Annotated in this window: 24 protein-coding genes; 18 read left to right on the top strand and 6 right to left on the bottom strand. The window is 70.1% G+C overall.

The window, feature by feature from the left end; translation table 11 throughout:
- Window positions 1-18 precede the first annotated feature (18 nt).
- Window positions 19-1089: a hypothetical protein gene (locus EDD29_RS30075; RefSeq protein WP_123667682.1), complete on the top strand. Its 1071-nt coding sequence runs from the start codon at window positions 19-21 to the stop codon at window positions 1087-1089.
- Window positions 1090-1148: 59 nt separating this feature from the next.
- On the opposite strand, the gene EDD29_RS30070 is transcribed toward EDD29_RS30075, so the two are convergent.
- The gene (locus tag EDD29_RS30070) at window positions 1149-1739 is read right to left on the bottom strand and encodes a 3'-5' exonuclease family protein (protein ID WP_123667681.1); all 591 of its coding nucleotides are present in this window, start codon (window positions 1737-1739) and stop codon (window positions 1149-1151) included.
- A gap of 119 nt (window positions 1740-1858) precedes the next feature.
- Entirely contained in the window at window positions 1859-2755 is an 897-nt protein-coding gene (locus tag EDD29_RS30065; protein WP_123667680.1) for a RecB family exonuclease, read from the bottom strand.
- Window positions 2756-2817: 62 nt separating this feature from the next.
- Here EDD29_RS30065 and EDD29_RS30060 point away from each other — a divergent pair, with 62 nt between their 5' ends.
- The 10 genes from EDD29_RS30060 (at window position 2818) to EDD29_RS30015 (ending at window position 14736) form a co-directional block, all read left to right on the top strand.
- The gene (locus EDD29_RS30060; protein WP_246053079.1) at window positions 2818-3936 is read left to right on the top strand and encodes a M50 family metallopeptidase; all 1119 of its coding nucleotides are present in this window, start codon (window positions 2818-2820) and stop codon (window positions 3934-3936) included.
- 63 nt (window positions 3937-3999) lie between these two features.
- Window positions 4000-4968 carry a tRNA (adenine-N1)-methyltransferase gene (locus EDD29_RS30055; protein WP_123667679.1) on the top strand — a complete coding sequence of 323 codons (969 nt, stop codon included), beginning with the start codon at window positions 4000-4002 and terminating at the stop codon, window positions 4966-4968.
- 202 nt (window positions 4969-5170) lie between these two features.
- On the top strand, window positions 5171-6931 hold the full coding sequence (gene arc, locus EDD29_RS30050; RefSeq protein WP_123667678.1) for a proteasome ATPase: 1761 nt from the start codon (window positions 5171-5173) through the stop codon (window positions 6929-6931).
- A 141-nt stretch (window positions 6932-7072) separates the two neighbouring features.
- Entirely contained in the window at window positions 7073-8590 is a 1518-nt protein-coding gene (gene dop / locus EDD29_RS30045; RefSeq protein WP_123667677.1) for a depupylase/deamidase Dop, read from the top strand.
- Between the two features lie 413 nt (window positions 8591-9003).
- Window positions 9004-9213 (top strand): ubiquitin-like protein Pup, encoded by a 210-nt coding sequence (locus EDD29_RS30040; protein WP_123667676.1) that lies wholly within the window; start codon window positions 9004-9006, stop codon window positions 9211-9213.
- Between the two features lie 107 nt (window positions 9214-9320).
- Window positions 9321-10172 carry an endonuclease VII domain-containing protein gene (locus EDD29_RS30035; protein WP_123667675.1) on the top strand — a complete coding sequence of 284 codons (852 nt, stop codon included), beginning with the start codon at window positions 9321-9323 and terminating at the stop codon, window positions 10170-10172.
- A gap of 391 nt (window positions 10173-10563) precedes the next feature.
- On the top strand, window positions 10564-11406 hold the full coding sequence (gene prcB / locus EDD29_RS30030; protein WP_123667674.1) for a proteasome subunit beta: 843 nt from the start codon (window positions 10564-10566) through the stop codon (window positions 11404-11406).
- A 42-nt stretch (window positions 11407-11448) separates the two neighbouring features.
- Window positions 11449-12171, top strand: a complete 723-nt coding sequence (prcA, locus tag EDD29_RS30025) for a proteasome subunit alpha (protein ID WP_123670762.1) — start codon at window positions 11449-11451, stop codon at window positions 12169-12171.
- A 154-nt stretch (window positions 12172-12325) separates the two neighbouring features.
- Entirely contained in the window at window positions 12326-13684 is a 1359-nt protein-coding gene (pafA, locus tag EDD29_RS30020; RefSeq protein ID WP_123667673.1) for a Pup--protein ligase, read from the top strand.
- Window positions 13685-13920: 236 nt separating this feature from the next.
- Window positions 13921-14736 (top strand): FKBP-type peptidyl-prolyl cis-trans isomerase, encoded by an 816-nt coding sequence (locus tag EDD29_RS30015; protein ID WP_170201642.1) that lies wholly within the window; start codon window positions 13921-13923, stop codon window positions 14734-14736.
- Window positions 14737-14777: 41 nt separating this feature from the next.
- On the opposite strand, the gene EDD29_RS30010 is transcribed toward EDD29_RS30015, so the two are convergent.
- Window positions 14778-15854, bottom strand: a complete 1077-nt coding sequence (locus tag EDD29_RS30010; protein ID WP_123667671.1) for a DUF3866 family protein — start codon at window positions 15852-15854, stop codon at window positions 14778-14780.
- Between the two features lie 44 nt (window positions 15855-15898).
- Here EDD29_RS30010 and EDD29_RS45820 point away from each other — a divergent pair, with 44 nt between their 5' ends.
- The 6 genes from EDD29_RS45820 to EDD29_RS29985 all read left to right on the top strand — a co-directional run bounded on the left by EDD29_RS45820 (window position 15899) and on the right by EDD29_RS29985 (window position 22183).
- The gene (locus tag EDD29_RS45820) at window positions 15899-16843 is read left to right on the top strand and encodes a helix-turn-helix transcriptional regulator (RefSeq protein ID WP_170201641.1); all 945 of its coding nucleotides are present in this window, start codon (window positions 15899-15901) and stop codon (window positions 16841-16843) included.
- Entirely contained in the window at window positions 16840-17790 is a 951-nt protein-coding gene (locus EDD29_RS45815; protein WP_170201640.1) for a helix-turn-helix transcriptional regulator, read from the top strand. The genes EDD29_RS45820 and EDD29_RS45815 overlap by 4 nt, the downstream gene beginning before the upstream one ends.
- A 33-nt stretch (window positions 17791-17823) precedes the next feature.
- Window positions 17824-18018, top strand: a complete 195-nt coding sequence (locus EDD29_RS30000) for a hypothetical protein (RefSeq protein ID WP_123667670.1) — start codon at window positions 17824-17826, stop codon at window positions 18016-18018.
- Between the two features lie 200 nt (window positions 18019-18218).
- A complete protein-coding gene (gene tatA, locus EDD29_RS29995) occupies window positions 18219-18494 on the top strand; it encodes a Sec-independent protein translocase subunit TatA (protein WP_123667669.1) in 276 nt (91 codons plus the stop codon).
- 47 nt (window positions 18495-18541) lie between these two features.
- Window positions 18542-19402, top strand: coding sequence for a twin-arginine translocase subunit TatC (gene tatC, locus EDD29_RS29990; RefSeq protein ID WP_246053078.1), 861 nt, complete (start codon window positions 18542-18544; stop codon window positions 19400-19402).
- Window positions 19403-19453: 51 nt separating this feature from the next.
- Window positions 19454-22183 carry a DEAD/DEAH box helicase gene (locus EDD29_RS29985; RefSeq protein ID WP_123667668.1) on the top strand — a complete coding sequence of 910 codons (2730 nt, stop codon included), beginning with the start codon at window positions 19454-19456 and terminating at the stop codon, window positions 22181-22183.
- Window positions 22184-22291: 108 nt separating this feature from the next.
- Here EDD29_RS29985 and EDD29_RS29980 read toward each other — a convergent pair whose 3' ends face one another.
- The 3 genes from EDD29_RS29980 to EDD29_RS29970 all read right to left on the bottom strand — a co-directional run bounded on the left by EDD29_RS29980 (window position 22292) and on the right by EDD29_RS29970 (window position 24510).
- Window positions 22292-22984: a Crp/Fnr family transcriptional regulator gene (locus EDD29_RS29980; protein ID WP_123667667.1), complete on the bottom strand. Its 693-nt coding sequence runs from the start codon at window positions 22982-22984 to the stop codon at window positions 22292-22294.
- Between the two features lie 82 nt (window positions 22985-23066).
- Complete coding sequence (locus tag EDD29_RS29975; RefSeq protein WP_123667666.1) at window positions 23067-23477, bottom strand: hypothetical protein; 411 nt, start codon at window positions 23475-23477, stop codon at window positions 23067-23069.
- Window positions 23478-23601: 124 nt separating this feature from the next.
- Window positions 23602-24510, bottom strand: a complete 909-nt coding sequence (locus EDD29_RS29970; protein ID WP_123667665.1) for a 5'-3' exonuclease — start codon at window positions 24508-24510, stop codon at window positions 23602-23604.
- A gap of 99 nt (window positions 24511-24609) precedes the next feature.
- On the opposite strand from EDD29_RS29970, the gene EDD29_RS29965 reads away from it, so the two are divergent.
- Entirely contained in the window at window positions 24610-25743 is a 1134-nt protein-coding gene (locus EDD29_RS29965) for a M24 family metallopeptidase (RefSeq protein ID WP_123667664.1), read from the top strand.
- Window positions 25744-25774: the final 31 nt, after the last annotated feature.

The following is a 25774-nucleotide window of genomic DNA, read 5'->3' as shown; positions in this document are numbered from 1 at the left end:
ATTGGGAGGACGGCACAGGTGCCCGAATCAACCGCCGCGCACGCGGCCCCCTCGAACGGACCGGCGGCCCTGCGCTCCCCGGCGGCGGCACACCTGCTCATCCACCTCCTCACCCCCCTCGTCCTCTGCCTCGGCATGGGCCTCGCCTACATGAGCGCCCTCGCCTCACCCGCCCCCCACCACATGGCCGTCACCGTCGTCGCCGACAACGCCAAGACCAAGGCGTTCGCCCAGACCCTCAAGGACACCGCCGGCGCCGCCCTCGACGTCACCACGGTCCCCAACCGGGCCACCGCCGCCGCCCTCGTCGCCGACCGCGCGACCACCGCCGCCTACGTCCCGGCCACCCACGAGCTGATCGTCGCCAAGGCCGCCTCCGAGACCAGCGCGAGCGCCGCCGAGACCGCCTTCACCAAGGTCGCCGCCGAACAGGGCGCCCCCCTCGGCGTCACCGACCTCGCCCCCACCGCGGCACACGACCCCACCGGCCAGGGCCTGTTCTTCCTCCTCGTCGCCCTCAGCATCGGCTCCTACGCCTCCGCCGGGCTCATCGGCGCCACCACCGGCGCCCTCCCCATGCGGATCCGGCTCCTGTTCGCCGCCGCCATGTCCGCCGTCGTCGCCACCGCGGGGACCCTCCTCGGCGCCCCCGTCTTCCACGTCCTCACCCACGGCCTCTGGACGTTCTGGCCCCTGGCCTGGCTCTACTCCGGCGGGATCATCCTCATCGGCGTCGGCCTCTTCCCCTTCCTCAAGCGCTGGACCACCCTGGTCGTCACCGTCCTGTTCGTCATGCTCAACTTCACCAGCTCAGGCGGCATCTTCACCCCCGACCTCCAGAACGGCTTCTTCGGCGCCCTCCACACCTTCTGGAACGGCGCGGCGCTCCTGGAGACCGTCCGCACGACCCTCTACTTCCCCGACGCCGCCCGCACCGGCCACATCCTCACCCTCTTCGCCTGGCTCGCCGCGGGCGCCCTCCTGTGCGCCCTCGCCGCGCTCGCCGAACGGCGCCGCCGCCCCGCACCCGCCCCCGCGCCGGAACCCGACCCCGTCACCGAGGAAGAGATCGAGACCGTCGCCGCCTGACCGGGCCCGGGCACCGGGCGGGGACTCCACCCGGCGCCACGGCCCGGCCGGTCACCGGCTCAGCGGGAGCCGTCCCACACCATCAGGTTCTGCAGCAGCTCCGCCTGCTCGATCGCGTCGTCCAGCGCGTGATGCGTGTGCGGCCTGCGCGACAGCAGCCGGCGCGGCATCGCGCTCTTCACCGCGTCCCGGATCTGCGCCCCGGCCCGCGCCGCGTACAGCGTCTTGATGTCCAGCGCCCGCGCGTGCCCGAACGGCGACCCCGCCTCGGCGAACTGGATGAAATACCAGTACATGAACAGCCAGTCGAAACCCAGCGGATAAGCCGCGAACACCGGGACCGCCTTGGCCTCCCGAGCCCGCGCCCGCACCCACACGCCCGCCGCCGTCATCGCCGCCCGCGGATCCTGCCCCTCGGCGACCAGCCGGGCACGGTCCAGCCCGCTCACCGCCGCCGCCTCCGGCACGAACTCCGCACTGATCGGCTTCAGCTCCGCATAGAACGTGTGCTTCGTCGGCGGATAGGGCGTGAACGACCGCCCGTCGAACACCCCGGCCACCGACAGCCCGAAACTCGACATCGAGTACGGGCCCGGCACCGGACCGTCGGCCTCCACGTCGCACGAGAAATAAAGATCCGGCGCACCCATACCCCGCACCGTAACCGGCGCGCGGCGCCCATGCGTCACCAATCCATCACCAGACCCCTACAAAACCGTAGGACTCCGACGAAACACTCCTTGAGCGGCTGGTGCTTTCGGGCTGGAACTCATAGATCGTCAGAAAAATCCCGTTGTGCCGGGACCGCCACCTCCACCGGCGCCCTGCGCACCCCCTCCGGGCCGGCCCCCTCCGGCAACGGCGGCAGCACACCCCCGAACTCAGGGCACCGCTCCTTGTGATCGCACCAATCGCACAACCGCCCCGGCCGCGGCCGCCACTCACCCGTCTCCGCCGCCCGCGCGATCGCCCGCCACAACGCCTCGAGCTTCCGCTCCGTCGCCCGCAGATCCGCCTCGTCCGGCGCATACCGCAGCACCTCGCCGTTCCCCAGATACATCAACTGCAGCAACGCCGGAACCCGCCCCTGCAACCGCCACAGCACCAGCGCGTAGAACCGCATCTGGAACAGCGCCCGAGCCTCGAAATCCGCCCGCGGCGCCGACCCCGTCTTGTAATCGACGATCCGCACCTCACCCGACGGCGCCACATCCACCCGGTCGATGTACCCCCGCAGCTTCAGCCCCGACTCCAGCACCGTCTCCACGAACAGCTCACGATCGGCCGGCTCCAGACGACGCGGATCCTCCAACGTGAAATAACTCTCCACCAGCTCATGCGCCCGCGCCAGCCACTCCTCCCGCTCACCCTCCGCCGCCCCCTCGAACAGCGAATCCAACTCCGGCTCCCGCGCCACCAGATCCGCCCACTGCGGCTCCAGCATCGCCCGCGCCGCCACCGCCGTGCGCTCCGCCGCCGGAAGATCGAACAACCGCTCCAGCACCGCGTGCACCAGCGTCCCCCGCACCGCCGCCGGCGACGGCCGCTCCTCGATCCGATCGATCACCCGGAACCGATACAGCAGCGGACACGTCATGAAATCGCCCGCCCGCGACGGCGACAGCGAACCGATCACCGAGGGCCCAGAACCGGTCGTGGAGGTCATGGCGAAGAGACTAGGGGACGGGTACGACGGAACCCGCCCACCCGCTGGCTAGCATCGACAACGTGCGCAGAGACGAAGAACGACCGCCCGGCCTGTCCCTCGGCACGATCATGGGCGTCCCCGTGTACGTCTCGCTCAGCTGGTTCCCCATCGCCCTCCTCATCACCCTCGGCTTCCTGCCCGCCGCCGAACGCGTCGCCCCCCAGCCCGCCGCCACCGCGCTCGCCGCCTCCTTCGCCATCCTGCTCTACCTCTCGGTCTTCCTCCACGAACTCGGCCACGCCGTCACCGCCCGCGCCTTCGGCCTCCCCGTCCGCGCCATCGTCCTCCACCTCCTCGGCGGCGTCACCCAGCTCGAACGCGAATCCACCCGCCCCGGCGCCTCCTTCCTCATCGCCGCCGCCGGACCCGTCCTCTCCCTCGCCCTCGGCGGTGCCGGAGCGGCCCTCCTCGCCCTCACCCAGCCAGGACCCGTCCCCGCACTCCTCCTCCAGGCCCTCACCCTCACCAACCTCATCGTCGGCGTCTTCAACCTCCTGCCCGGCCTCCCCCTCGACGGCGGCTTCCTCGTCCGCGCCACCGTCTGGAAGATCACCGGCCGCGACCGCACCGGCACCATCGTCGCCGCCCACACCGGCCGCGCCCTCGCCCTCCTCGTCCTCCTCGGCGGCACCTGGCTCGCCGTCCGCACCACCGGCGGCACCGACTGGATCACCGTCCTGTGGGCCGCCTTCCTCGCCTCCTTCATGTGGATCGCAGCCACCCAGTCCCTGCGCGCGGAACGCCTCCGCGACCGCCTCCCCCTCCTCACCGCCCGCCGCCTCGCCCGCCGCGCCGCAGCCGTCACCGCCGACACCCCCCTCGCCGTCGCCCTCGACCACGCCCGCGCCAACGGCGCGGGAGCCCTCGTCATCGTCGACGGCCACGGCCGCCCCACCGGACTCGTCAGCGAACACGCCGTCGACGCCGTCCCCCCCGCCCGCCGCCCCTGGACCACCGCGGGCGAGGTCTCCCGCGGACTCGACGCCGCCACCACCCTCGCCGCCGACCTCTCCGGCCAGGACCTCCTCCAGGCCGTCCACGACTCCGGCGCCACCGAGCACCTCCTCCTCGACCCCGCCGGAGACATCTACGGCGTCCTGTCCACCACCGATCTCCACCGCACCCTCACCAACACCTGACCGGCCCGGAGCCCACCGGGCTGACCGGCCCGAAGACCCCTCCGGGACCGATAATCTGACCCGATGAGCGCCACCCACGAACCCGGCCCCCGCACACCCCACGGCATCCTCCGCGACGGGGACCAGGTGCAGCTCACCGACCCCAAGGGCCGCATCAACACCGTCACCCTCGCCGCCGGCAAGCAATGGCACGGCCACAAGGGCTACCTCCAGTTCGACGAGATCATCGGCCGCCCCGAAGGCATCGTGGTGCGCTCCACCGGCGGCATCGACTACCTCGTCTTCCGCCCCCTCCTTCAGGACTTCGCCGTCCGCATGCCGCGCGGCGCGGCCGTCGTCTACCCCAAGGACGCCGGCCAGATCGTCGCCATGGCCGACATCTTCCCCGGCGCCCGCGTCGTCGAGGCCGGCGCCGGATCCGGCGCCCTGTCCTGCTTCCTCCTGCGCGCCGTCGGCGAGCACGGCACCCTGTCCTCCTACGAGCGCCGCGAGGACTTCGCGGAGGTCGCCCGCAAGAACGTCGAGAAGTTCTTCGGCGGCCCCCACCCCAGCTGGAAGCTCACCGTCGGCTCCCTCGAGGACGCCATCACCGAGACCGACGTCGACCGCGTCGTCCTCGACATGCTCGCCCCCTGGGAATGCCTCGACGCCGTCGGCAAGGCCCTCGTCCCCGGCGGCCTGGTGTGCGCCTACGTCGCCACCACCACCCAGATGTCCCGCGTCGTCGAGGGACTGCGCGAACACGGCTCCTTCGCCGAGCCCTACGCCTTCGAGACCATGGTCCGCTCCTGGCACGTGGAAGGCCTCGCCGTCCGGCCCGACCACCGCATGATCGGCCACACCGGCTTCCTCATCACCGCCCGCCGCCTCGCCGACGGCGTCACCCCGCCGCTCCGGCGCCGCCGCCCGGCCAAGGGCGCTTACCCCGAACCGGCCGAAAACGAACTCACCCGCGGTAACGGGAATACCTTCCCCGCCGAACCCGTGAACGTTACGGACGGAGAATCGGAAATCGGTTCGCCTCCGGCGTAATCGACCCCCGGCCGACCCGCCGCGCCGTGATTTTTCTGTTTCACCGACGTTTCTTTAGCCGTCCAGGCCGATCTCACCTGCCCGAACCGCGCGCCGTAACTGGACCGCCACGGTAAGGAAATGCAATAGTCAGGTTACGGATCCCCGCCAGATAGGTAGGGTCAGAGTAGGTCGTCGGCTCTTCGTGAGGAGGTGACGGGGCGTGGCCGCTCGTGATGACGCCGCAGGGCGAAAGACGCACGACAGAGAGGTTCGTGACCTCCAGACGCAGCTCTCTTTCCTGGAGGAAGAGATCTCCGTTCTGCGTCGGAAGCTCGCGGAATCCCCCCGCCAGACGCGGGTGCTCGAGGAGCGCCTGCATGAGGCACAGGCGAATCTGGCCGCAGTGACGGGCCAGAACGAGCGACTGGTGTCCACACTCAGAGAGGCAAGAGAGCAGATCATCGCTCTCAAGGAGGAGGTCGACCGGCTGGCGCAACCGCCATCCGGCTACGGCATCTTCCTCAGCGCTCGTGAGGACGGCACCGTCGACATCTTCACCGGGGGCCGCAAGCTCCGGGTGAACGTCTCTCCGGCAGTGGAGGTCGAAGACCTCCAAGTCGGTCAAGAGGTCATGCTCAACGAGGCACTCAACGTGGTCGAGGCCCTCGAATTCGAGCAGCAAGGCGAAGTCGTCGCCCTCAAGGAGGTGTTCGCCGACGGCGAACGCGCCCTCGTGGTGGCGCACGCCGACGAGGAACGGATCGTCAAGCTCGCCGAACCCCTGCGCGGCATCGTCCTGCGCGCCGGAGACTCGCTGATGCTCGACACCCGCTCCGGCTACGTGTACGAGAAGATCCAGAAGGCCGAGGTCGAAGAACTCGTCCTGGAGGAAGTCCCCGACATCGCCTACGAGGAGATCGGTGGACTCGGCCCGCAGATCGAGATGATCCGCGACGCCGTCGAACTGCCCTACCTGCACGCCGAACTGTTCCGCGAGCACAAGCTCCGGCCACCGAAGGGCGTCCTGCTGTACGGCCCGCCAGGCTGCGGCAAGACCCTCATCGCCAAGGCCGTCGCCAACAGCCTCGCCAAGCAGGTCGCCGAGAAGACCGGGCAGGAAGGCAAGTCCTTCTTCCTCAACATCAAGGGCCCCGAACTTCTCAACAAGTACGTCGGCGAAACCGAGCGCCACATCCGCCTCGTCTTCCAACGAGCCCGCGAGAAGGCCTCCGCCGGCACCCCGGTCATCGTCTTCTTCGACGAGATGGACTCGATCTTCCGCACCCGCGGATCCGGCGTCTCCTCCGACGTCGAGAACACGATCGTGCCCCAGCTCCTGTCGGAGATCGACGGCGTCGAGGGACTGGAGAACGTCATCGTCATCGGCGCCTCCAACCGCGAGGACATGATCGACCCCGCGATCCTGCGGCCCGGACGGCTCGACGTCAAGATCAAGATCGAGCGCCCGGACGCCGAAGCGGCCAAGGACATCTTCTCCAAGTACCTCATCCCGGAACTGCCCCTGCACCCCGACGACCTCAAGGAACACGGCGGCGAGAACCAGCACACCGTCGACGCCATGATCCAGGCCACCGTCGAGCGCATGTACACCGAGACCGAGGAGAACCGCTTCCTCGAGGTGACCTACGCCAACGGCGACAAGGAAGTCCTCTACTTCAAGGACTTCAACAGCGGCGCGATGATCCAGAACATCGTCGACCGCGCCAAGAAGATGGCCATCAAGCAGTTCCTCGACACCGGCCAGAAGGGCCTCCGGGTCCAGCACCTCCTCGACGCCTGCGTCGACGAGTTCTCCGAGAACGAGGACCTGCCCAACACCACCAACCCCGACGACTGGGCCCGCATCTCCGGAAAGAAGGGCGAACGGATCGTGTACATCCGCACGCTCGTCTCCGGCACCAAGGGCGCGGAATCCGGCCGGAGCATCGACACCGTCGCCAACACCGGCCAATACCTGTAACACCGGTCGCCACAAGCACCACAGAACGGCGGGCACCCAGTGTGCCCGCCGTTTCGCATGCCCACACACCCGCACCACAAAAACGCGCCGAACCGGGCTCCGCCCGTCGAGATCCGCGAGAAGCCCACTAGGCTCGGACACATGAGCGTTCGGCGGGTCATGGGAACAGAAACCGAATACGGCATCTCCGTACCGGGACAACCCGGGGCCAACGCGATGGTGACCTCCAGCCAGGTCGTCAACGCGTACCTCGCGGCATCAGCGGCACGGGCCCGCAAAGCCCGCTGGGACTTCGAAGAGGAGAACCCCCTGCGCGACGCGCGCGGCTTCGACCTCGCCCGCGAAGTCGCCGACCCCACCCAACTCACCGACGAGGACCTCGGCCTCGCCAACGTCATCCTCACCAACGGCGCCCGGCTCTACGTCGACCACGCACACCCCGAATACTCCACCCCCGAGGTCACCAACCCCCTCGACCTCGTCCTGTGGGACAAAGCCGGTGAACGGGTCATGGCCGACGCGGCCAAGCGCGCCGCCCTCGTCCCCGGCACCCACCCCATCCAGCTCTACAAGAACAACACCGACAACAAGGGCGCCAGCTACGGCTGCCACGAGAACTACCTGATGAAGCGCGAGACCCCGTTCTCCGACATCGTCAGGCACCTCACCCCCTTCTTCGTCACCCGCCAGGTCTTCTGCGGCGCGGGCCGCGTCGGCATCGGCGTCGACGGCCGCGGCGACGGCTTCCAGATCAGCCAGCGCGCCGACTTCTTCGAAGTCGAGGTCGGCCTGGAGACCACCCTCAAGCGGCCCATCATCAACACCCGCGACGAACCCCACGCCGACCCCGAGAAGTACCGGCGCCTGCACGTCATCATCGGCGACGCCAACATGAGCGAGATCTCCACCTACCTCAAGGCCGGCACCACCGCCCTCGTCCTCGCCATGATCGAAGACGGATTCCTCACCGCCGACCGCGGCATCGAATCCCCGGTCGCCTCGCTGCGGGCCATTTCGCACGACCCGAGCTGCAAACACCTCATCACCCTCAAGGACGGCCGCAAGATGACGGCCATCCAACTCCAGATGGAATACCTCGAGCAGGCCCGCAAATACGTCGAGGACAAATACGGGACCGACACCGACGAGATGACCGTCGACATCCTCACCCGCTGGGAATCGGTCCTCACCCGGCTCGGCGACGACCCGATGCAGCTGTCCCGCGAACTCGACTGGGTCGCCAAACTCGAACTCCTCGAGGGCTACCGCAGCCGCGACGGCCTCGACTGGGGCCACAGCCGCCTCGAACTCGTCGACCTCCAGTACTCCGACATCCGCCCCGACCGCGGCCTCTACAACAAGCTCGTCGCGCTCGGCCGCATCGACCGCCTCCTCACCGAGGACGACGTCACCCGCGCCATCGAGGCGCCGCCGGAAGACACCCGGGCCTACTTCCGCGGCCGCTGCCTCGCCCAGTACGCCGACAACGTCGCCGCCGCCAGCTGGGACAGCGTCATCTTCGACGTCCCCGGCCGCGAATCCCTCCAGCGCGTGCCCACCCTGGAGCCGCTGCGCGGCACCAAGACCCACGTGGGCGCCCTCCTCGACCGCTGCCGCACCGCGGCCGACCTTCTGGCCGTCCTGGCCGGCCAGGGCTGACCGAGGGCCTCCAGGACGGCCGGGCGGCCCGGCAGTCCGTCCAACGCCGAGGGTCCCGCACGCACCCGTGTGCGGGACCCTCGGCGTTCCCTCCCCGGAGGCTCCGTAGCCCTCGGAGGGCCCCGCCCACCCCATGTGAGCACCTCACCCGAGGACCCCGGTGGGAGGCCCCCAGACGCCCCCGCACGGCCCTCTCGGAGGCACCCGGGCTCCGTCCTTCGGCGCGCGCCGCCCCCGCCACCAGGCACGCCGCACGGCGATGTGCCCTTTACCCCGTTTCGGCAACCCGCGTAAGGGTGATAACCGTAGGGACCCCTCGGTCGCTCTGCTCAGGGCGGAACGCCACCTACGCCAGCCCGTAGCAGCCCCAGGTAAGGTCGCCGTACACGCGGCACATACGGGAGGAGCCCCTAATGGCCACCAAGGACACCGGCGGACAGAAGCAGACCACCCGACAGACCGAAGAGGTCGAGGAGACCACCACCGAAGCCTCCTCCGACGTCCAGGAGCGCAGCGAAAAGCTCTCGGACGATGTCGATGCAATTCTAGACGAAATTGACAATGTGCTCGAGGAGAATAGCGAGGAGTTTGTCCGGTCCTATGTGCAAAAGGGCGGGCAATAGCGCATAAATCGGACACTGGGCAGATGTCCGATTGTCTCTAGGAAAGCCCGCGGGGTCGAACAGGCGTTCCCCTGCGGGCTTCCTTTTTTGCCATTACATTGACCGGCATGGACGCAGAACGGAAAGCGGCGGTCAAGTACTGTCGCGGATGCGAGCAAAGCAAGCCGGTCATCTCTTTTGGAGTGGACCGGTCGAAAGCGGATGGACTGGCGCTTCGCTGTCGGTCCTGCACGCTGGCACACGCCCGGGAGGACCACCGTCGGCGGCGTGAGGCGCAGGGCGCCGTGGTCCGGCCCCGGCCCGGCCGCGAGAACAACGGCGTCGACAAACTCTGTCCGGATTGCGGGACGGTCAAGCCGCTCGGTGAGTTCGGCAGGAACAAGGCGTTGCAGGACGGCCACTCCTTCTATTGCAAGGAGTGCGCCAGGCTTCGCAGCAACCGTCTGTACCGGGAGCGGGCCGTTCAGCAGGGGCGCGCCGTGCGCGAGCGGACGGAGGTTCCGGAAGGGACGAAGTGGTGCCCGACCTGCCGGACGGTGGTCCCGCACGCGGGGTGGCACAAAACCGCCCGCAGCGCGGACGGGTTCGCCTCCGCGTGCAAGGCGTGCCGGAAGGTTCGTGGTGCGCGGGACCATCTGAAGCGGACGTACGGGCTCACGCCTGAGGACGTCGAGCGGATGCTGCTGGCGCAGCGGCGGCTGTGCGGGATCTGTCGGAGGCGGCCTGCGGCGCACGTCGACCACGATCACCGCTCGGGTGCGGTGCGGGGGATGCTGTGCTTTCTCTGCAACGTGCTGCTGGGGCATGCCGAGGACGACGTGCGGGTGCTCGTCGCCGCGGTCGGCTACCTGGAGCGGTTCCCGTCGGTCGGTCCGCCGCGGGCGGCCGATGCCCGCTGGAGGGAGGTGCCGACGCTGATGGTCGGGCCGCTGTCCGCGGATTGGGAGCGGCGGAACTGAGCGTGGTCCGTGTCGGCCGGGACGGGTGAGGTTCCGGGGTCGGTGCGGAGACCGGAGGGAAGCCGCAGGGGAGCAGTCGGGACAAGCTGGCTTCGTCCGGTCGTAGGGGGTGGTGGCGTGTGCGGTGGTGGTGAGGGGAAGTCGGTGAGGGGAAATCGAGGGCTGGAGCTGGGCTCCGAGTGGCCGAGGTGTGGTGTCGGGTGGGGCTGGTGGGGTGGTTGGGGTGGGTTTGGTGGGGGAGGCTTGGTCACGATTTGGGGTTCGGGGGAAGTGGGGGGTGTGCGGGGGGTTCGCCGAGGGCGGAGCGAGGGAAGATCTCGCGGCATGCGGAAGACGGTCGAATGTCAGTAGGGTCGAGACAGTTCTACCGGCGTGCTGGGGAAGGAGTCGCATGGCGTCTATGCCGATGGGCGGGGGTCTTCCGGGGGTCTTCATGAACTCGGGTCCGTCGTCGTTCGCTGACTTTCTGGGGGCCTACCGGCCCGAGCTGCTCCCTGGGAACCGGATGGTGTCGGGGAGTGTGGAGCACTTGAACATTCCGCACGCGACGACGATCGTGGCGGTGACGTTCCCGGGTGGTGTGATCATGGCGGGCGACCGCCGGGCGACCGCGGGCAATGTGATCGCGCAGCGCGACATCGAGAAGGTGTTCCCGGCGGACGAGTACTCGGCGGTGGCGATCGCCGGGACCGCGGGGATCGGCCTGGAGATGACGCGGCTGTTCCAGGTCGAGCTTGAGCATTACGAGAAGATGGAAGGCCGTCTGCTGTCCCTGGAGGGGAAGGCGAACCGGCTGGCGACGCTGATCCGGGGGAACCTGGGGATGGCGATGCAGGGTCTGGTGGTCGTGCCGCTGTTCGCGGGTTACGACCTGGAGAAGGGGATCGGCCGGATCTTCTCCTATGACGCCGCGGGCGGCCGGTACGAGGAGCACGACTTCCACTCGATCGGGTCGGGTTCGGTGTTCGCCAAGGGTGCGCTGAAGAAGCTGTGGCGGCCGGATCTGTCGGAGGCGGACGCGCGTGTGGTGTGCGTGCAGGCGCTGTACGACGCGGCCGACGACGACTCGGCGACGGGCGGGCCGGACTTGACGCGCGGGATCTTCCCGGTGCTGGCGTCGATCACCGACGACGGGTTCCTGCGGGTGCCGGACGCCGAGGTCGGCGATGTGGCGCGGGCCGTCGTGGAGGCGCGGTACACCTCGCCGGGCGGTCCGAACGCCCCCCTGCGGTAATCGTCCCCCGGTCAGGCTGGAGAAGGGTCAGAAGCGATGTCGATGCCGTTCTATGTGGCTCCCGAACAGCAGATGAAGGACCGCGCGGATTACGCGCGGAAGGGCATCGCTCGGGGCCGTTCGGTGGTGGTCCTGCAGTATGACGACGGGATCCTGTTCGTGGCGGACAACCCGTCGCGGGCGCTGCACAAGATCTCGGAGATCTATGACCGGATCGCGTTCGCGGCCGTCGGCAAGTACAACGAGTTCGAGCAGCTGCGGCTGGCGGGTGTCCGCTACGCGGATGTGAACGGGTACATGTACGACAGGTCGGATGTGACGGCGCGGGGTCTGGCGAACGCGTACGCGCAGAGCCTGGGTGCGATCTTCACGGAGCAGACGAAGCCGTACGAGGTGGAGCTGGTCGTCGCGGAGGTCGGTGACGACGCGAGCAGCGACCAGATCTACCGGTTGACGTTCGACGGGTCGGTCGCCGACGAGCATGGTTTCGTGGCGATGGGCGGCGCGGCGGACGCGGTGGCGACGGCGTTGAAGGAGGGCTACCGCGATGGCGAGAGTCTTTCCGAGGCGTTGAAGGTCGCGGTGCACGCGTTGCAGCAGCAGGACGCCGAGAGGGTGCTCGAGGCGGAGAAGCTGGAGGTCGCGGTGCTGGACCGCAATCGTGACCGGCGGTTGTTCCGGCGGCTCGCGCCGTCGCGGATCGATGAGCTGCTGGCGCGGTCCGCGGACGCGCCGGCGGCGCCGGAGGCTCCCGCGGAGGACTGACGCCGATCACGAGCAGGGTCACTTCAGGCGTAAATCGCCTGGAGTGGCCCTGTTGCGCGTGTTATGTGTTTTGTGCGATGGGCCGCCCACGAATCGTGAGAATCGTGGGGTGCGGAGACTGTTGGTCGGGGGCTTCGGCGCATAGGGTCAAGGTGTGGACAGGCGCATTTTCGGGCTCGAGAACGAGTACGGGGTCACCTGCACCTTCCGCGGGCAGCGGCGGTTGTCACCTGATGAGGTGGCGCGTTATCTGTTCCGCCGGGTGGTGTCGTGGGGCCGGAGCAGCAACGTGTTCCTGCGAAACGGGGCACGGCTCTACCTGGACGTCGGCAGTCATCCTGAGTATGCGACGCCTGAGTGCGACAACGTGGTCGATCTGGTCACGCACGACAAGGCGGGGGAACGGATCCTCGAAGGTCTTCTCGTGGACGCCGAGCGGCGGTTGCGGGAAGAGGGGATCGCCGGGGACATCTATCTGTTCAAAAACAACACGGACTCGGCGGGCAACTCCTATGGGTGCCATGAGAACTATCTCGTGGGGCGCCATGGGGAGTTCGGCCGGCTGGCCGATGTGCTGATTCCCTATCTGGTGACGCGGCAGATCATCTGCGGCGCGGGCAAGGTGCTGCAGACGCCGCGTGGTGCGGTGTACTGCGTGTCGCAGCGGGCGGAGCACATCTGGGAGGGTGTGTCGTCGGCGACGACGCGGTCGAGGCCGATCATCAACACGCGCGATGAGCCGCATGCGGACGCCGAGCGGTTCCGGCGGCTGCATGTGATCGTGGGCGACAGCAACATGTCGGAGACGACGATGCTGCTGAAGGTCGGGGCGACCGATCTGGTGCTGCGCATGATCGAGGCCGGGGTGGTGATGCGGGACCTGACGTTGGAGAACCCGATCAGGGCGATCCGCGAGGTGTCGCATGACATGACGGGCCGCAGGAAGGTGCGGCTGGCGAACGGCCGGGAGGCGTCGTCGCTGGAGATCCAGCGGGAGTACTTCTCGAAGGCGAAGGACTTCATGGATCGGCGTGGCGCCGATCCACTGGTGCAGCGGGTGCTGGATCTGTGGGATCGGACGCTGACGGCGGTCGAGACCGGGGATCTGGACATGGTGGCGCGGGAGATCGACTGGGTGACGAAGTACCAGCTGATCGAGCGGTACCGCCACAAGTACGATCTGCCGTTGTCGTCGCCGCGGGTGGCGCAGCTGGATCTGGCGTACCACGATGTGCACCGGAACCGCGGTCTGTACTACCTCCTGGAGAAGAAGGGGGCGGTGGAGCGGGTCGCGCAGGATCTGGCGATCTTCGAGGCGAAGTCGGTGCCGCCGCAGACGACGCGGGCGCGGCTGCGGGGTGAGTTCATCAAGAAGGCCCAGGAGAAGCGCCGTGATTTCACGGTGGACTGGGTGCATCTGAAGTTGAACGACCAGGCGCAGCGGACGGTGCTGTGCAAGGATCCGTTCCGGTCGGTGGATGAGCGGGTGGACAAGCTCATCGCCGGGATGTGACGTAGCGAAGGGCGGGTGTCGCCTTACCGGTTCGTAGCCCCTTTTGCGGGGACTTACTGATCGGTAGGGTGGGCGCCCGTCCTTTTCGTTTGTCTCAGAGGGTTGTTTTGATGCGTCGTAGTCTCGCGGTTGTCTCTGCCTCTGTGCTGCTCGTGTCGTCCCTCGCGGGGTGCGGCGGGGACGGGCCTGCGGATCCGGAGGTCGAGGTGTCGGGGGGTTTCGGGGCGGTGCCGGCGGTGGAGTTCCCGAAGGGCGGGGCGCCGGGGGAGGCGTTCGCGCTGGAGACGGTCGTGGAGGGTGACGGGAAGGTCGTGGCGGACGGCGATCTGGTGGTGGCGGATTATGTGGGGTACACGTGGGCGCAGGGTGGGACGTCGAAGCTGATCGGGAACAGTTTCCAGGGGGGCACGCCGGCGGCGTTCCCGTCGTGGAATCTGGTGCCGGGGTTGAAGCGGGCGCTGGTGGGGGCGAAGGCGGGCAGCCGGGTGGTGGCGGTGATCCCGCCGAAGGACGGGTACGGCGACAAGGGGTCGGACCGGTTGGGGATCGCGGCGGACGACGCGCTGGTGTACGTGCTGGACGTGCGGGCGACGTTCCCGAAGGGCGCTTCGGTCGAGGACGCGCCGGCGTTCGCGGAGGGGGCGGGCCTGCCTGAGGTGGCGGCGGGGGACGTGCCGGGGATCAAGGTCCCGAAGGCGGCGCCGCCGAAGAAGCTGACGGTGGAGACGGTGAAGACGGGTCCGGGGCCGGAGGTGAAGGGCGGTGACCTGTTGGCGATCCAGTACGTGGGCGCGCTCTGGCGGGACGGGAAGGTGTTCTCCTCATCCTGGACGGACGGCAAGGTGTACGCGGCGGTGATCGGCCAGCAGCAGGTGATCAAGGGGTGGGACGAGGCCCTGGTCGGCAAGAAGGTGGGGAGCCGCCTTCTGGTGGTGGCCCCTCCGGACATGGCTTACGGGGCCAAGGACATGGCGGTGAAGGGTCTGCCGAAGTACGGGATCAAGGAGTCGGACACCCTCGTCTACGTGATCGACGTGCTGGGCGCGTTCTAGCGCACGGCGTGGAGGGGCCCGCGCGGGCCCCTCCGAGGGTGTCAGAGCAGGGTCGCGGTGTGGCGGCCGGCGGCGGCGCAGGTGAGGAAGTACTCCAGGTCGCCGTCGATGCGGCGGCCCATGGTGGACATGCGGACGCCCCAGGCGGTCTCGTCGGCTCTGAGCGCTTCTTCCAGGCCGTCGAGGGCGATGGCGGCGCGGTGGTGCCGGTCGGGGAGGGTCGCGGCCTGTGCGGCGACGCGGGCGCCGAAGGGACCGGGCAGATCGGGGACGGGGATGTCGGCGGGGGCGAGGGCGACGCGGCCGTAGGCGGTGAGGCTGTGGTGGGAGATGCCCTGGTGGCGTTCGCGTGCGTCGCCGGAGCTGACCCGCAGGGATGCGACGGGCCTGCCGTTGAGGGTGGCCGCGGCGTTGACGGCCTCGCCGGCGGTGACGCCGGAGAAGCCCCAGCGGGTGCCGGTGCCGAGGTTGCCGGGGCCCTGGGCGACGATGGCCACGTCGGCGGCCAGGACGTGGCGGGCGGCGAGGAGGCCGGTGTGGACGGTGACGGTCTCGAGGTCGCCGCCGAAGGACTGGCCGGTGGTGACGCTTCCGGCGAGGACCCCGGCGGCCTTCAGTTGGGCGATGGACATGGAGAACCAGGCCGGGAGCGCGCCGCCGTCGGGCATGACGTAGACGACGCGGGTGCCGGGTCGGTCCAGGAGGAGCCCGGAGAGCAGGGCGGGCAGGGCGGAGTGGAGGTCGGCGATGAGGACGGGCATGCCGTCGAGGTCGTCGGCGTCGGCGAGGACGGCGTGGTGGGGGGAGTCCTGCTCGTCGGCGCCCAGGACGGTGGCCTGGAGGGGGGTGTAGCGGGCTTTGACGAGGTGGCCGGGCCCGTCGGGGTCGGGCGGGAGCCGGTCGGGGACGGCGACGACCATGGCGTAGCCGCCGGTGCCGAGGCCGAGGGCCAGGGCGCCTGTGTTGAGCAGGACGGTGTCGCCGGGCTCGGGTCTGCCCACGAGGGACGGGTAGGCGAGCGCTCTGGCGCCCTGCCCGTCGATGGTCACGTCGAGTTCGACCGCGCCCGGCCATTCGCGGCGGACGCCCTGCACTGTGCCTTTACGCCATCGGATCACGGGGAAGACGGTAGCGTTTCACCGCGAGGGAGGTGGCGCTGGAGATGTCACGGCGCAAGACCGACCGGTTGCTGCATCTGGTGGTCTGCCTCCTGGCGACCAGGCGGTACCTGTCGGCGGAGCAGATCAGGAGGGCGGTCCCGGGTTACCCGGATTCGCCCGACGCGTTCAAACGCATGTTCGAGCGGGACAAGGACGAGCTGCGTGAGCTCGGCATTCCGCTGGAGTTGGGGTCCGACGGAGACGACGAGATCGGCTACCGGATCCCGCCGCACGCCTACGAGCTGCCGGACATCCATCTGACGCCCGATGAGGTGGCGGTGCTGGGTCTGGCTGCGCGGGTGTGGCAGCAGACGACGATGGCCGAGGCCGCGTCGGGTGCGCTGTTCAAGCTGCGCGCGGCGGGGATCGACGCGGATCCGGCCGGGTCACCGGTGCTGGAGTCGCGGGTGGCGGCCGACGATCCGGCGTTCCCCGCGCTGTACGAGGCGGTCCGCGATGGGCGTCCGGTGGCGTTCGAGTATGTGAAGATGGGCAGGTCGGAGCCGCAGCGGCGGCTGGTGGAGCCGTGGGGGCTGACGTCCCGGCGGGGCCGCTGGTATCTGGTGGGGTTCGATCGGATGCGGGGCGCGCAGCGGGTGTTCCGGCTGTCGCGGGTCGTCGGCGAGGTGGCCTCCGCGGGTCCGGACGGTTCGGTGAAGGTCCCCGAGGGGACCGACATCCGGGCGTTGGCGTTCGATTTCGGGGAGCGTCCGGCCGAGCGCCGCACGGCCCGGGTGCGGTTGCGCAAGGGCGGCGCGCAGGGGGTGCGGCGGTGGGCGTCGGACGTGGTGCCGGTGGACGAGCAGTGGGAGGAGGCCGACTTGAGCGTCTGGGACGCGGAGTGGACGGCGTCGAGTCTCGCGCGGTTCGCCGATGATCTCGTGGTGCTGGATCCGCCGGATCTGCGGGACGCGGTGATCCGGCATCTGAAGGGGGTCTTGTCGTGACGACGACGTCGTCGGACCGGTTGTCGCGGCTGCTGGCGCTGGTGCCTTATGTGGTGTCGCGCGACACCGTGAGCGTGGCGGAGGCGGCCGAGGCGTTCGGGGTGACGGAGCGGGAGCTGCGCGATGACCTGAACCTGCTGTGGTGCCTGGAGCTGCGCTCGCCCGATCCGTACTGTCCGATCGACCTCAGTTATGAGGGCGGCGACATCACGGTGGCCGAGGCGGAGTCGATCAGCCGTCCGCTGCGGCTGGGCGCGGACGAGGCGGCGGCGCTGCTGGTGGCGCTGCGGATGCTGGCGGAGCTGCCGGGGTCGGCGGAGCGCGACGCGCTGAGCCGGGTCGTGGCGAAGCTGGAGGCGGCGGCCGGGGGCGCGGCGGAGGCGGCCCGGCAGGTGTCGGTGGAGGTCGACGGCCGGGCGGGCGCGCTGGGCCAGGTGCAGGAGGCGCTGCGGACGGGCCGCAGGCTGTTCCTGCGGTACTACGTGGCGGGCCGGGACGAGCACACCGAGCGCGAGGTCGACCCGATGCGGGTGCTGGTGGTCGACGGCAGGACGTATCTGGAGGGGTGGTGCCGCCGGGCGGAGGCGGTGCGGCTGTTCCGGATGGATCAGATCACCTCGGTGCGGGTGCTGGAGGTCGCGGCGTCGGTGCCGGACGGGGTGGCGGGCCGTGATCTGGACGGCGGCCTGTACCAGGGGTCGGCGCAGGACGTGCGGGCCACTTTCGAACTGGCGGCGCAGGGCCGCTGGGTGGCCGACCACTATCCGTGCGAGAGCGCCGAGGAGCTCGGTGAGGGCAGGATGCGGATCGTGCTGCGGGCGTCGGACGCGCGGTGGGTGCGGTCGCTGGCGCTGCGGCTGGGCGACCAGGCGCGGCTGGTGGCTCCGGCGGGGCTGGCCGAGGAGGTGCGGGGGGACGCCGAGCGGGCGCTGGCGCTGTACACGTGAGGGCGGCGGGGTCGTCCGGTGTAGGTTGGCGGCGTGGGCTGGGCGATGACGTGGGTGGCGCTGACGACGGTCGGCATGTGCGTGGTGGCGTTCGCGGCGTTCCGGTTGTTCCTCGCGGTGCGGGAGCTGGCCTGGGCGGTGGAGCGGACGCGGCGCCGGCTGGATCCGAAGCGGTCGCGGCTCCAGAAGAAGATCGACAGGTTGTGGGAGCGCCTGCGGGACCGATAACTCTGTCCGTTAAGTCCCCGTTTCGGATGTTTCAGGGGGAGACTTCGGTGCGGTAGGGCGAGTAATGTGTGGTCCTGGTTCACCGCCGGTGAATAGGAAAGAAACCTTAGGGTTCTACTCTTTTGACGGTTACGCACCACCCTGGGTGAGGCGTAGCATCGGGAGGGTAAAAGAACCCCGCCTGAAGTGGAGACTGGACTATGGGGTCGTTCGGTTGGGGCGAGATCCTGATCATCGCCGTTGTGATCTTGGTGCTGTTCGGTACCAAGAAGATGCCCGACGCCGCGCGCTCGCTCGGCCGCTCCCTGCGCATCTTCAAGTCGGAGACCAAGGGCCTGATGAACGACGACGAGGCCAAGCCGGCGCCCGCGCCGCAGCAGGCCGCCGCCCCCGCGCAGGAGATCCCCGCGCCGCAGGCCGACGGGACCACCATCAGCGGTGTGCCGGTCAGCCCGGAGCAGGCGAAGAAGGCCTGACGCACCCTCTCCTTCCCGTCAGCTGAACACACCCCGAGGATGAGGACATGAGCGGGCGTTCGGACAACCCCGATGGCCGCATGCCGCTCCTGGACCACCTGCGCGAGCTGCGCAACAGGGTGGTCAAGGCGCTGCTGGGCCTGCTGGTCGGCATGGTCATCGGCTGGCTGGTCAAGGAGGAGGTCTGGGACTTCCTGCGGGAGCCGTTCTGCGCGGTCGACCAGTCCAGGGCGCTCAAGGGCGACGCCTGCTCGCTGGTCGTCAACGGGATCTTCTCCTCGTTCTTCCTGAACGTGAAGATCTCGTTCATCGTCGGCGCGGTGCTGTCCTCGCCGGTGTGGCTGTACCAGCTGTGGGCGTTCATCGCCCCGGGGCTGCACAGCAAGGAGAAGCGCTGGACGGTGCTCTTCCTCGGGCTGGCGCTGCCGCTGTTCCTCGCGGGCACCGCCCTGGCGTACTTCGCGATCGAGCGGGGCCTGGCCCTGTTCCTCGGGTTCACCCCCGACGACGTCACGCCGCTCATCACCGTCGAGGAGTATCTGAGCTTCCTCATCACGATGCTGCTGGTGTTCGGCCTCGCGTTCGAACTCCCGCTCGTGGTGTCGATCCTCAACTTCGCCGGCGTCCTGCCGCACGCCACGATCCGCAAGTGGCGGCGCGGCATCATCTTCGGCATCTTCCTCTTCGCGGCCGTCGCCACGCCGAGCGCCGACCCGTTCACCATGGTCTCGCTGGCCGCCCCCGTGGTGGTGCTCTTCGCGCTCGCCGAGGGGATCGCCTACCTGGTCGACAAGCGGCGTGCCAAGGCGCCGAGCCTGTACGACGGGCTGTCCGACGACGAGGCCTCGGCCCTCGACGACGAACCGTCCGACATCGGCGAGCCGGAAGCGCTCGAAGAGCGTCGCTGAGACCGGAAAACCGGGTGGGAATCGGCTCCCGCGAAACCATAGGCTGGACGCATGAGCAGTCCCGCCGAGCGTTACGCGGCCCACAGGAAGAGCGTCACCGAGAACGGGCCCGCCCTGCGGGAGTTCCGCGGCCTGTACGACTTCGACCTGGACGGATTCCAGTTGGAGGCGTGCCGGGCCCTGGAGTCCGGTGACGGCGTCCTGGTCGCCGCCCCCACCGGGTCGGGCAAGACCGTGGTGGGGGAGTTCGCGGTCCACCTCGCGTTGCGGGAGGGCCGTAAATGCTTCTACACCACCCCCATCAAGGCCCTGTCGAACCAGAAGTACGGTGACCTCCAGAAGCGGTACGGGGCCAAGAACGTCGGCCTGCTGACGGGAGACAACTCCGTCAACGGCGAGGCGCCGATCGTGGTGATGACCACCGAGGTCCTGCGCAACATGCTGTACGCGGGCTCGCAGACCCTCGACCGGCTCGGCTACGTCGTCATGGACGAGGTGCACTACCTGGCCGACAGGTTCCGCGGCGCCGTCTGGGAAGAGGTCATCATCCACCTCGCCGATTCGGTGCGGGTGGTGGCGCTGTCGGCGACCGTGTCGAACGCCGAGGAGTTCGGCGAGTGGCTGAAGGCGGTGCGCGGCGACACCACGGTGATCGTGGACGAGCACCGGCCGGTCCCGCTGTGGCAGCACATGCTGGTCGGCACCCGCCTGTACGACCTGTTCGTGGACGACCCCCGCGAGAGCCGCGCCAAGGTCAATCCCGAGCTGCGCCGGATCTCCCTGGACGACGTCCGCAAGGCCAAGATCAATAACGGGAGGCGGTCCGGGCGCCGTCGCGACCACCGTCCCGTCAGGTTCCGGCCGCCGTCGCGGCCCGACGTGATCGAGCGGCTCGACCGGGCCGGGCTGCTCCCGGCGATCACCTTCATCTTCTCCCGCAACGGCTGCGAGGCCGCGGTCTCCCAGTGCCTGCACTCGGGCCTGCGGCTGACGTCCCGGGAGGACGCCCAGCTGATCCGGCGGATCGCCGAGGAGCGCACCGCCGACATCCCCGAGGCCGACAAGGCCGTCCTGAACTACCACGACTGGCTGACCGGCCTGGAGCGCGGGATCGCCGCGCACCACGCGGGCATGCTGCCGGTGTTCAAGGAGGTCGTGGAGGAGCTGTTCGCCAAGAACCTCATCCGCGCCGTCTTCGCCACCGAGACCCTCGCGCTCGGCGTGAACATGCCCGCCAGGACCGTCGTCATCGAGAAGCTCGACAAGTGGAACGGCGAGACCCACGCCGACCTCACCCCCGGCGAGTACACCCAGCTCATCGGCCGGGCGGGGCGGCGCGGCATCGACGTCGAGGGCCACGCGGTCGTGCTGTACCAGCCGGGCGTGGACCCGGGTGCGGTCGCCGGGCTCGCGGGGACCCGCACCTACCCGTTGAACTCCTCCTTCCGCCCGTCGTACAACATGGCGGTGAACCTCGTCGGCGCGGTCGGCCGGGAGCGGGCCGGCACCCTCCTGGAGGAGTCGTTCGCCCAGTTCCAGGCAGACCGGGCGGTCGTCGGGCTGGCCCGGCAGCTGCACAAGTCCGAGGAGGCGATGGCCGGGTACACCGAGGCCGCGACCTGCCACATGGGCGACTTCATGGAGTACGCGGCGCTGCGCCGGACCCTGTCGGACGCCGAGGCGAACCTCTCGCGCAGCCGGGCGGGCTCCCGCAGGCTCGAGGTCGCCAGGTCGCTGGAGCGGCTGCGGCCCGGCGACGTGGTGATCGTGCCGTCCGGGCGGACCCAGACCGTCGCGCTGATCCTCGACACCGGCCTGGCCAAGCGGTCCGACGGCCCGGCGCCGCTCGTGCTGCTGGACAGCCGCCAGGTCAAGCGGCTCACCCTCGCGGACTTCCTCGTGCCCGTCGAGCCGGTCGAGCGGGTGAAGATCCCCAAGTGGTTCTCACCGCGCAACCCCCAGCACCGCAAGGACATGGCCGCGACCCTGCGGAACAAGGTGCCGCACGCCGACGTCAAGCGGCACGGCGGCCGGGGCGGCGGCACCGAGGGCGACGACACCGAGATCCAGCGGATCCGCGCCGCGCTGCGCGCCCACCCCTGCCACGGCTGCGCGGACCGGGAGGATCACGCCCGCTGGGCCGAGCGGTACTTCCGGCTGGAGCGCGAGGCCGCCGGGCTGCGGCGCCGCGTCGAGTCGCGCTCCCAGGTGATCGCGCGGACCTTCGACCGGGTGTGCGGGGTGCTGGAGCAGCTCGGCTACCTCAAGGACGGCGAGGTCACCGACGCCGGGCGCAGGCTCGGCAGGATCTACTCCGAACTCGACCTGCTGACCGCCGAGTCGCTGCGCGAGGGCCTGTGGGAGGGCCTGTCCCCGGCGGAGCTGGCCGCGTGCGTGTCGGCGCTGGTGTACGAGTCCCGCCAGCCCGAGGACGCCGCGCCGCCCCGCATCCCGCCGGGCAGCCGCGACGCCCTGACGGCCATGGTCCGGGTCTGGCGCGAACTGGAAGGCGTCGAGAAGGACAACGACGTGGCCTTCCAGCGCGAACCCGATCTCGGGTTCGCGTTCGCCGCCTACCGCTGGGCGGGCGGCGAGGACCTCGACGAGGTCCTCGGCGAGGCCGGGATGACCGCGGGCGACTTCGTCCGCTCGGTCAAGCAGCTCATGGACCTCCTCGGCCAGATCGCCGACGCGGCGGGGGACGGCCCGGTCCGCCGCACCGCCCGCCAGGCCGCCGAGGCCATGCGCCGCGGCGTCGTGGCGTACTCCTCGGTCGCCTAGCGAGAACGTGGAACGGCCCGTCCGGAGGGACGGGCCGTTCCCGTTCGCGGGGGCACGACGGTGTGGCCGAAGATCGTCGCTCGAGATCGTCTTTGTGGCCGGGGCGCGCTAGAAGTCGTCGCGCAGGGCGCCCGCGTGGGCGCGCAGGGCGGCGGGGTCGCGGATGACGGTGCGGCGCCAGCCGGTCTCGACGAGGCCGAGGGCGCGCCAGTCCCGGAGGGCTCGGGCGACGGTCTCACGGGAGGCGTCGATGCAGCTGCCGAGCTCGGTCTGGGAGAGCGGCGGGATGAGGACGCCCCCGCCGGACAGGGGACGGCCGTTGTCGGCGGCCTGCTGGAGCAGGAACGCCGCGAGACGGCCCGCGAGATGGGGGCCGCCGCCCCCGGTGAGCCGCCCGTCGGACTGGGCGAGGCGCCGCGCGACCGTGCTGGACAGCTGGTGCCAGCCGTCGGGGGCCTCCTTGAGGAACGTGGAGAACCGCAGCCGGGGTACGGACAGCGCCTGGAGCGCGTGCAGCGCGGTGACGGTGGCGGTCCGCGGCTCACCGGTGATGAGTCCGGCCTCGCCGATGAGGTCGCCGGGGCCGCGGACCGCCACGACCGACTCGCGGCCGTCCTCTCCCGCGATGGTGACCTTGGCCCAGCCCTCCTTGATGACCAGGACGTGGTCGGGCACGTCGCCTTGGCGGCACAGGTGCTCGCCCGCCTTGAAGCGGCGGTGGCGGCCGCCGCGCTGGAGCGTGAGGCGGGACGCCTCGTCGAGACTCGTCCAGAAGGTGGGCCGGGGGGCGTCAAGCGGCATGGACTGCCTCCTGAGAGGGGGCGCCGGAATTCTCAGGCCTCCAGGAGAAACCAGGATGTGCCGGTCTGGCAAGCCGGAGGCTTCACCGGGCGAGGAACTGGACCGCGATCGTCCAGCAGCAGAAGAGGGCGGCGGTGCCGTAACTCCACAGCCGCGCCCGGAAGGTCCACATTCCGCGGGTCTCCAGTCCGGCGAGGATCTGACTGGCGTTCGCCGCCGCGCCGAGCGCGCCCGAGGCGCGGTCGAGCAGCAGCACGATCCGGGTGCCCGCGGCCAGCAGGGGCAGCAGCAGCACCGTCAGCGCGAGCTGGGCGAACGACGGCTCGGCCGAGGCGAGCATGCCGACCTGGACGAGGACGCCGACCGCCATCGCCGCCACGGTCGCGGAGGCCAGCGAGGTGTCGTGGTTGGAGGCGCGAACCGCGGCGGACAGTTCGTCGTCGGAATAAGGGCGATCGGGGAGAGCGGTGGGTCGGCTGTCGATGAGTGCCATGACGGGCCTTCCGTGAGGGGTCTCGGCGGGGCTCCCCAAAGGGAACACCGGTCCATGCCCTCAGCGTGCGCCTGTTCGCGTGCTCAGCGTGTGCCCGTTGACACAGGGCGGCGCACGTTCCCGATCACAGTGCGGCCAGGAGCCTGTTCACCGGTGACGCGAGGTTCCACCGGTCACTGAGCGCCAGGAGCGCCTCGGGGTCCTTCGGCGCCTTGGGCAGCGCGTCGGCCACGTCGAGCGGGAGGTCGGTGACGACCCGGCACACGAGCTCGGCGGGGCCGAGGTAGGCGCGGGCCGCCTCGATCTTCTTGCGGGCGCCCGCGGGGAAGCCCTCGGTGGTCCCGGCGTCCACCGCCTCCAGGATGCCCGCCAGCGAGCCGAAACGCGAGACCAGCGCCGCCGCGGACTTCTCGCCCACGCCCGGGACGCCGGGGAGGCCGTCGCTGGGGTCGCCGCGCAGCGTCGCGAAGTCGGCGTACGCCCGGCCCGGAATGCCGTACTTCTCCGACACCTCCGCCTCGCCGAACACCTGGAGGTTGCGGATCCCGCGCGCGGTGTAGAGGACCTTGACCTCGCGGGCGTCGTCGATGAGCTGGAACAGGTCCCGGTCGCCGGTGACGATGTCGACGGGGCCGGGGTCCCGGTGCGCGAGCGTGCCGATCACGTCGTCGGCCTCGTAGCCGGCGGCGGACGAGCGGGCGATGCCCAGGGCGTCCAGGACCGCGTCGATCACCGGGAGCTGGGGCAGCAGCGTGTCCGGGGTCTCCTCCACGTCGCCCGCGGGGCGCTCCTCGGCGACCCGGTGCGCCTTGTAGGAGGGGATCGCCGCGACCCGGAACGCCGGGCGCCAGTCGGCGTCGAAGCAGCACACCAGCCGCTCGGGGCGGCGGTCGGCGACCAGCCGGGCGATCATGTCGATCAGCCCGCGTACCGCGTTGACCGGGGTCCCGTCGGGGCCCTTCACCGACTCGGGCACCCCGTAGAACGCGCGGAAGTACAGCGAGGGGGTGTCGAGCAGCATCAGGCGGGACATGCGCCCCAGCCTAGCCCAGGAGGCGTCGCGGGCCCGGCCGCTCGATCACAGGTCCGGCTTGATCACGTCCGGCTTGATCGCCTCGGCTACCGTGGGGAGATGGACAACGACGCCACAGCCGTCGCGACGACGGCGCTGTACCCGTCCGAGCGGATCTCCAGGGTGCGCGAGGCGGTGGGGAAGGCCGGGCTCGGCGCGGTCGTCCTCACGCCCGGCTTCGACCTGCGGTACGTCACCGGCTACCCCGGCCATCTCTCCGAACGGCTCATGTGCCTCGTCGTGCCCGCCGAAGGCGAGGCGTTCCTGGTGGCGCCCCGCCTGGAGGTGCCGATCGTGCGGGTGTCGCCCGCGGGCTCCCTCGGGGTGGAGATCCTCGGGTGGGACGAGACCGACGACCCCTTCGCGCTGGTCGCCTCCAGGCTCGGGAAGGTCCCGAGCGTGGCGGTGGCCGACCAGATGTGGGCCGCGATGGCGTTCCGGCTGCGCGACGCGCTGCCCGGCGTCCCGCTCAGCGCGGCGGGCGGGGTGCTGCGGACCCTGCGGATGCGCAAGTCCGCCGCAGAGATCGAGGCGCTGCGCGAGGCGGGCGCGGCGATAGACAGGGTGCACAGGCTGGTGCCGCAGGTGCTCAAGGCCGGGCGCACCGAAGCGGAGGTCGGCAGAGACCTCGCGGAGGCGATCCTCGCGGAGGGCCACGTGACGGTCGACTTCACCATCGTCGCCTCGGGACCGAACGGGGCGAGCCCCCACCACGAGCTGTCGGACCGGGTCATCGGCCGCGGCGAGCCCGTCGTCGTCGACATCGGCGGGACCATGCCCTCGGGCTACTGCTCGGACTCCACCCGCGTGTACAGCGTCGGCGAGCCGCCGAAGGAGTTCCGCGACTACTACGCGGTCCTGCGCGCCGCCCAGAAGGCCGCCGTCGAGGCCGTCCGCCCCGGCGTGACGCCCGAGGCCGTCGACGCCGCCGCCCGGGACGTCATCACCGCGGCCGGGTACGGGGAGTTCTTCGTGCACCGCACCGGGCACGGGATCGGGCTGGAGACCCACGAGCACCCCTACATCGTCGAGGGCAACACCGAACCGCTCGACGCGGGCATGGCGTTCTCGATCGAGCCGGGCATCTACCCGGGCGCGCACGGCGCCCGCATCGAGGACATCGTGGTGTGCACCGCGACCGGGGCCGACCGGATGAACCTCACCACCCGCGATCTCGTCGTCATCGACGGCTGACCGCGGTCGTCGACGCGGAGCGTCCGGACAC

The sequence above is a fragment of the Actinocorallia herbida genome (genome assembly GCF_003751225.1).
GTDB lineage: Bacteria > Actinomycetota > Actinomycetes > Streptosporangiales > Streptosporangiaceae > Actinocorallia > Actinocorallia herbida.
The sequence above is the reverse complement of the archived record's forward strand: the minus strand, read 5'-3'. Positions and strand labels throughout refer to the sequence as shown.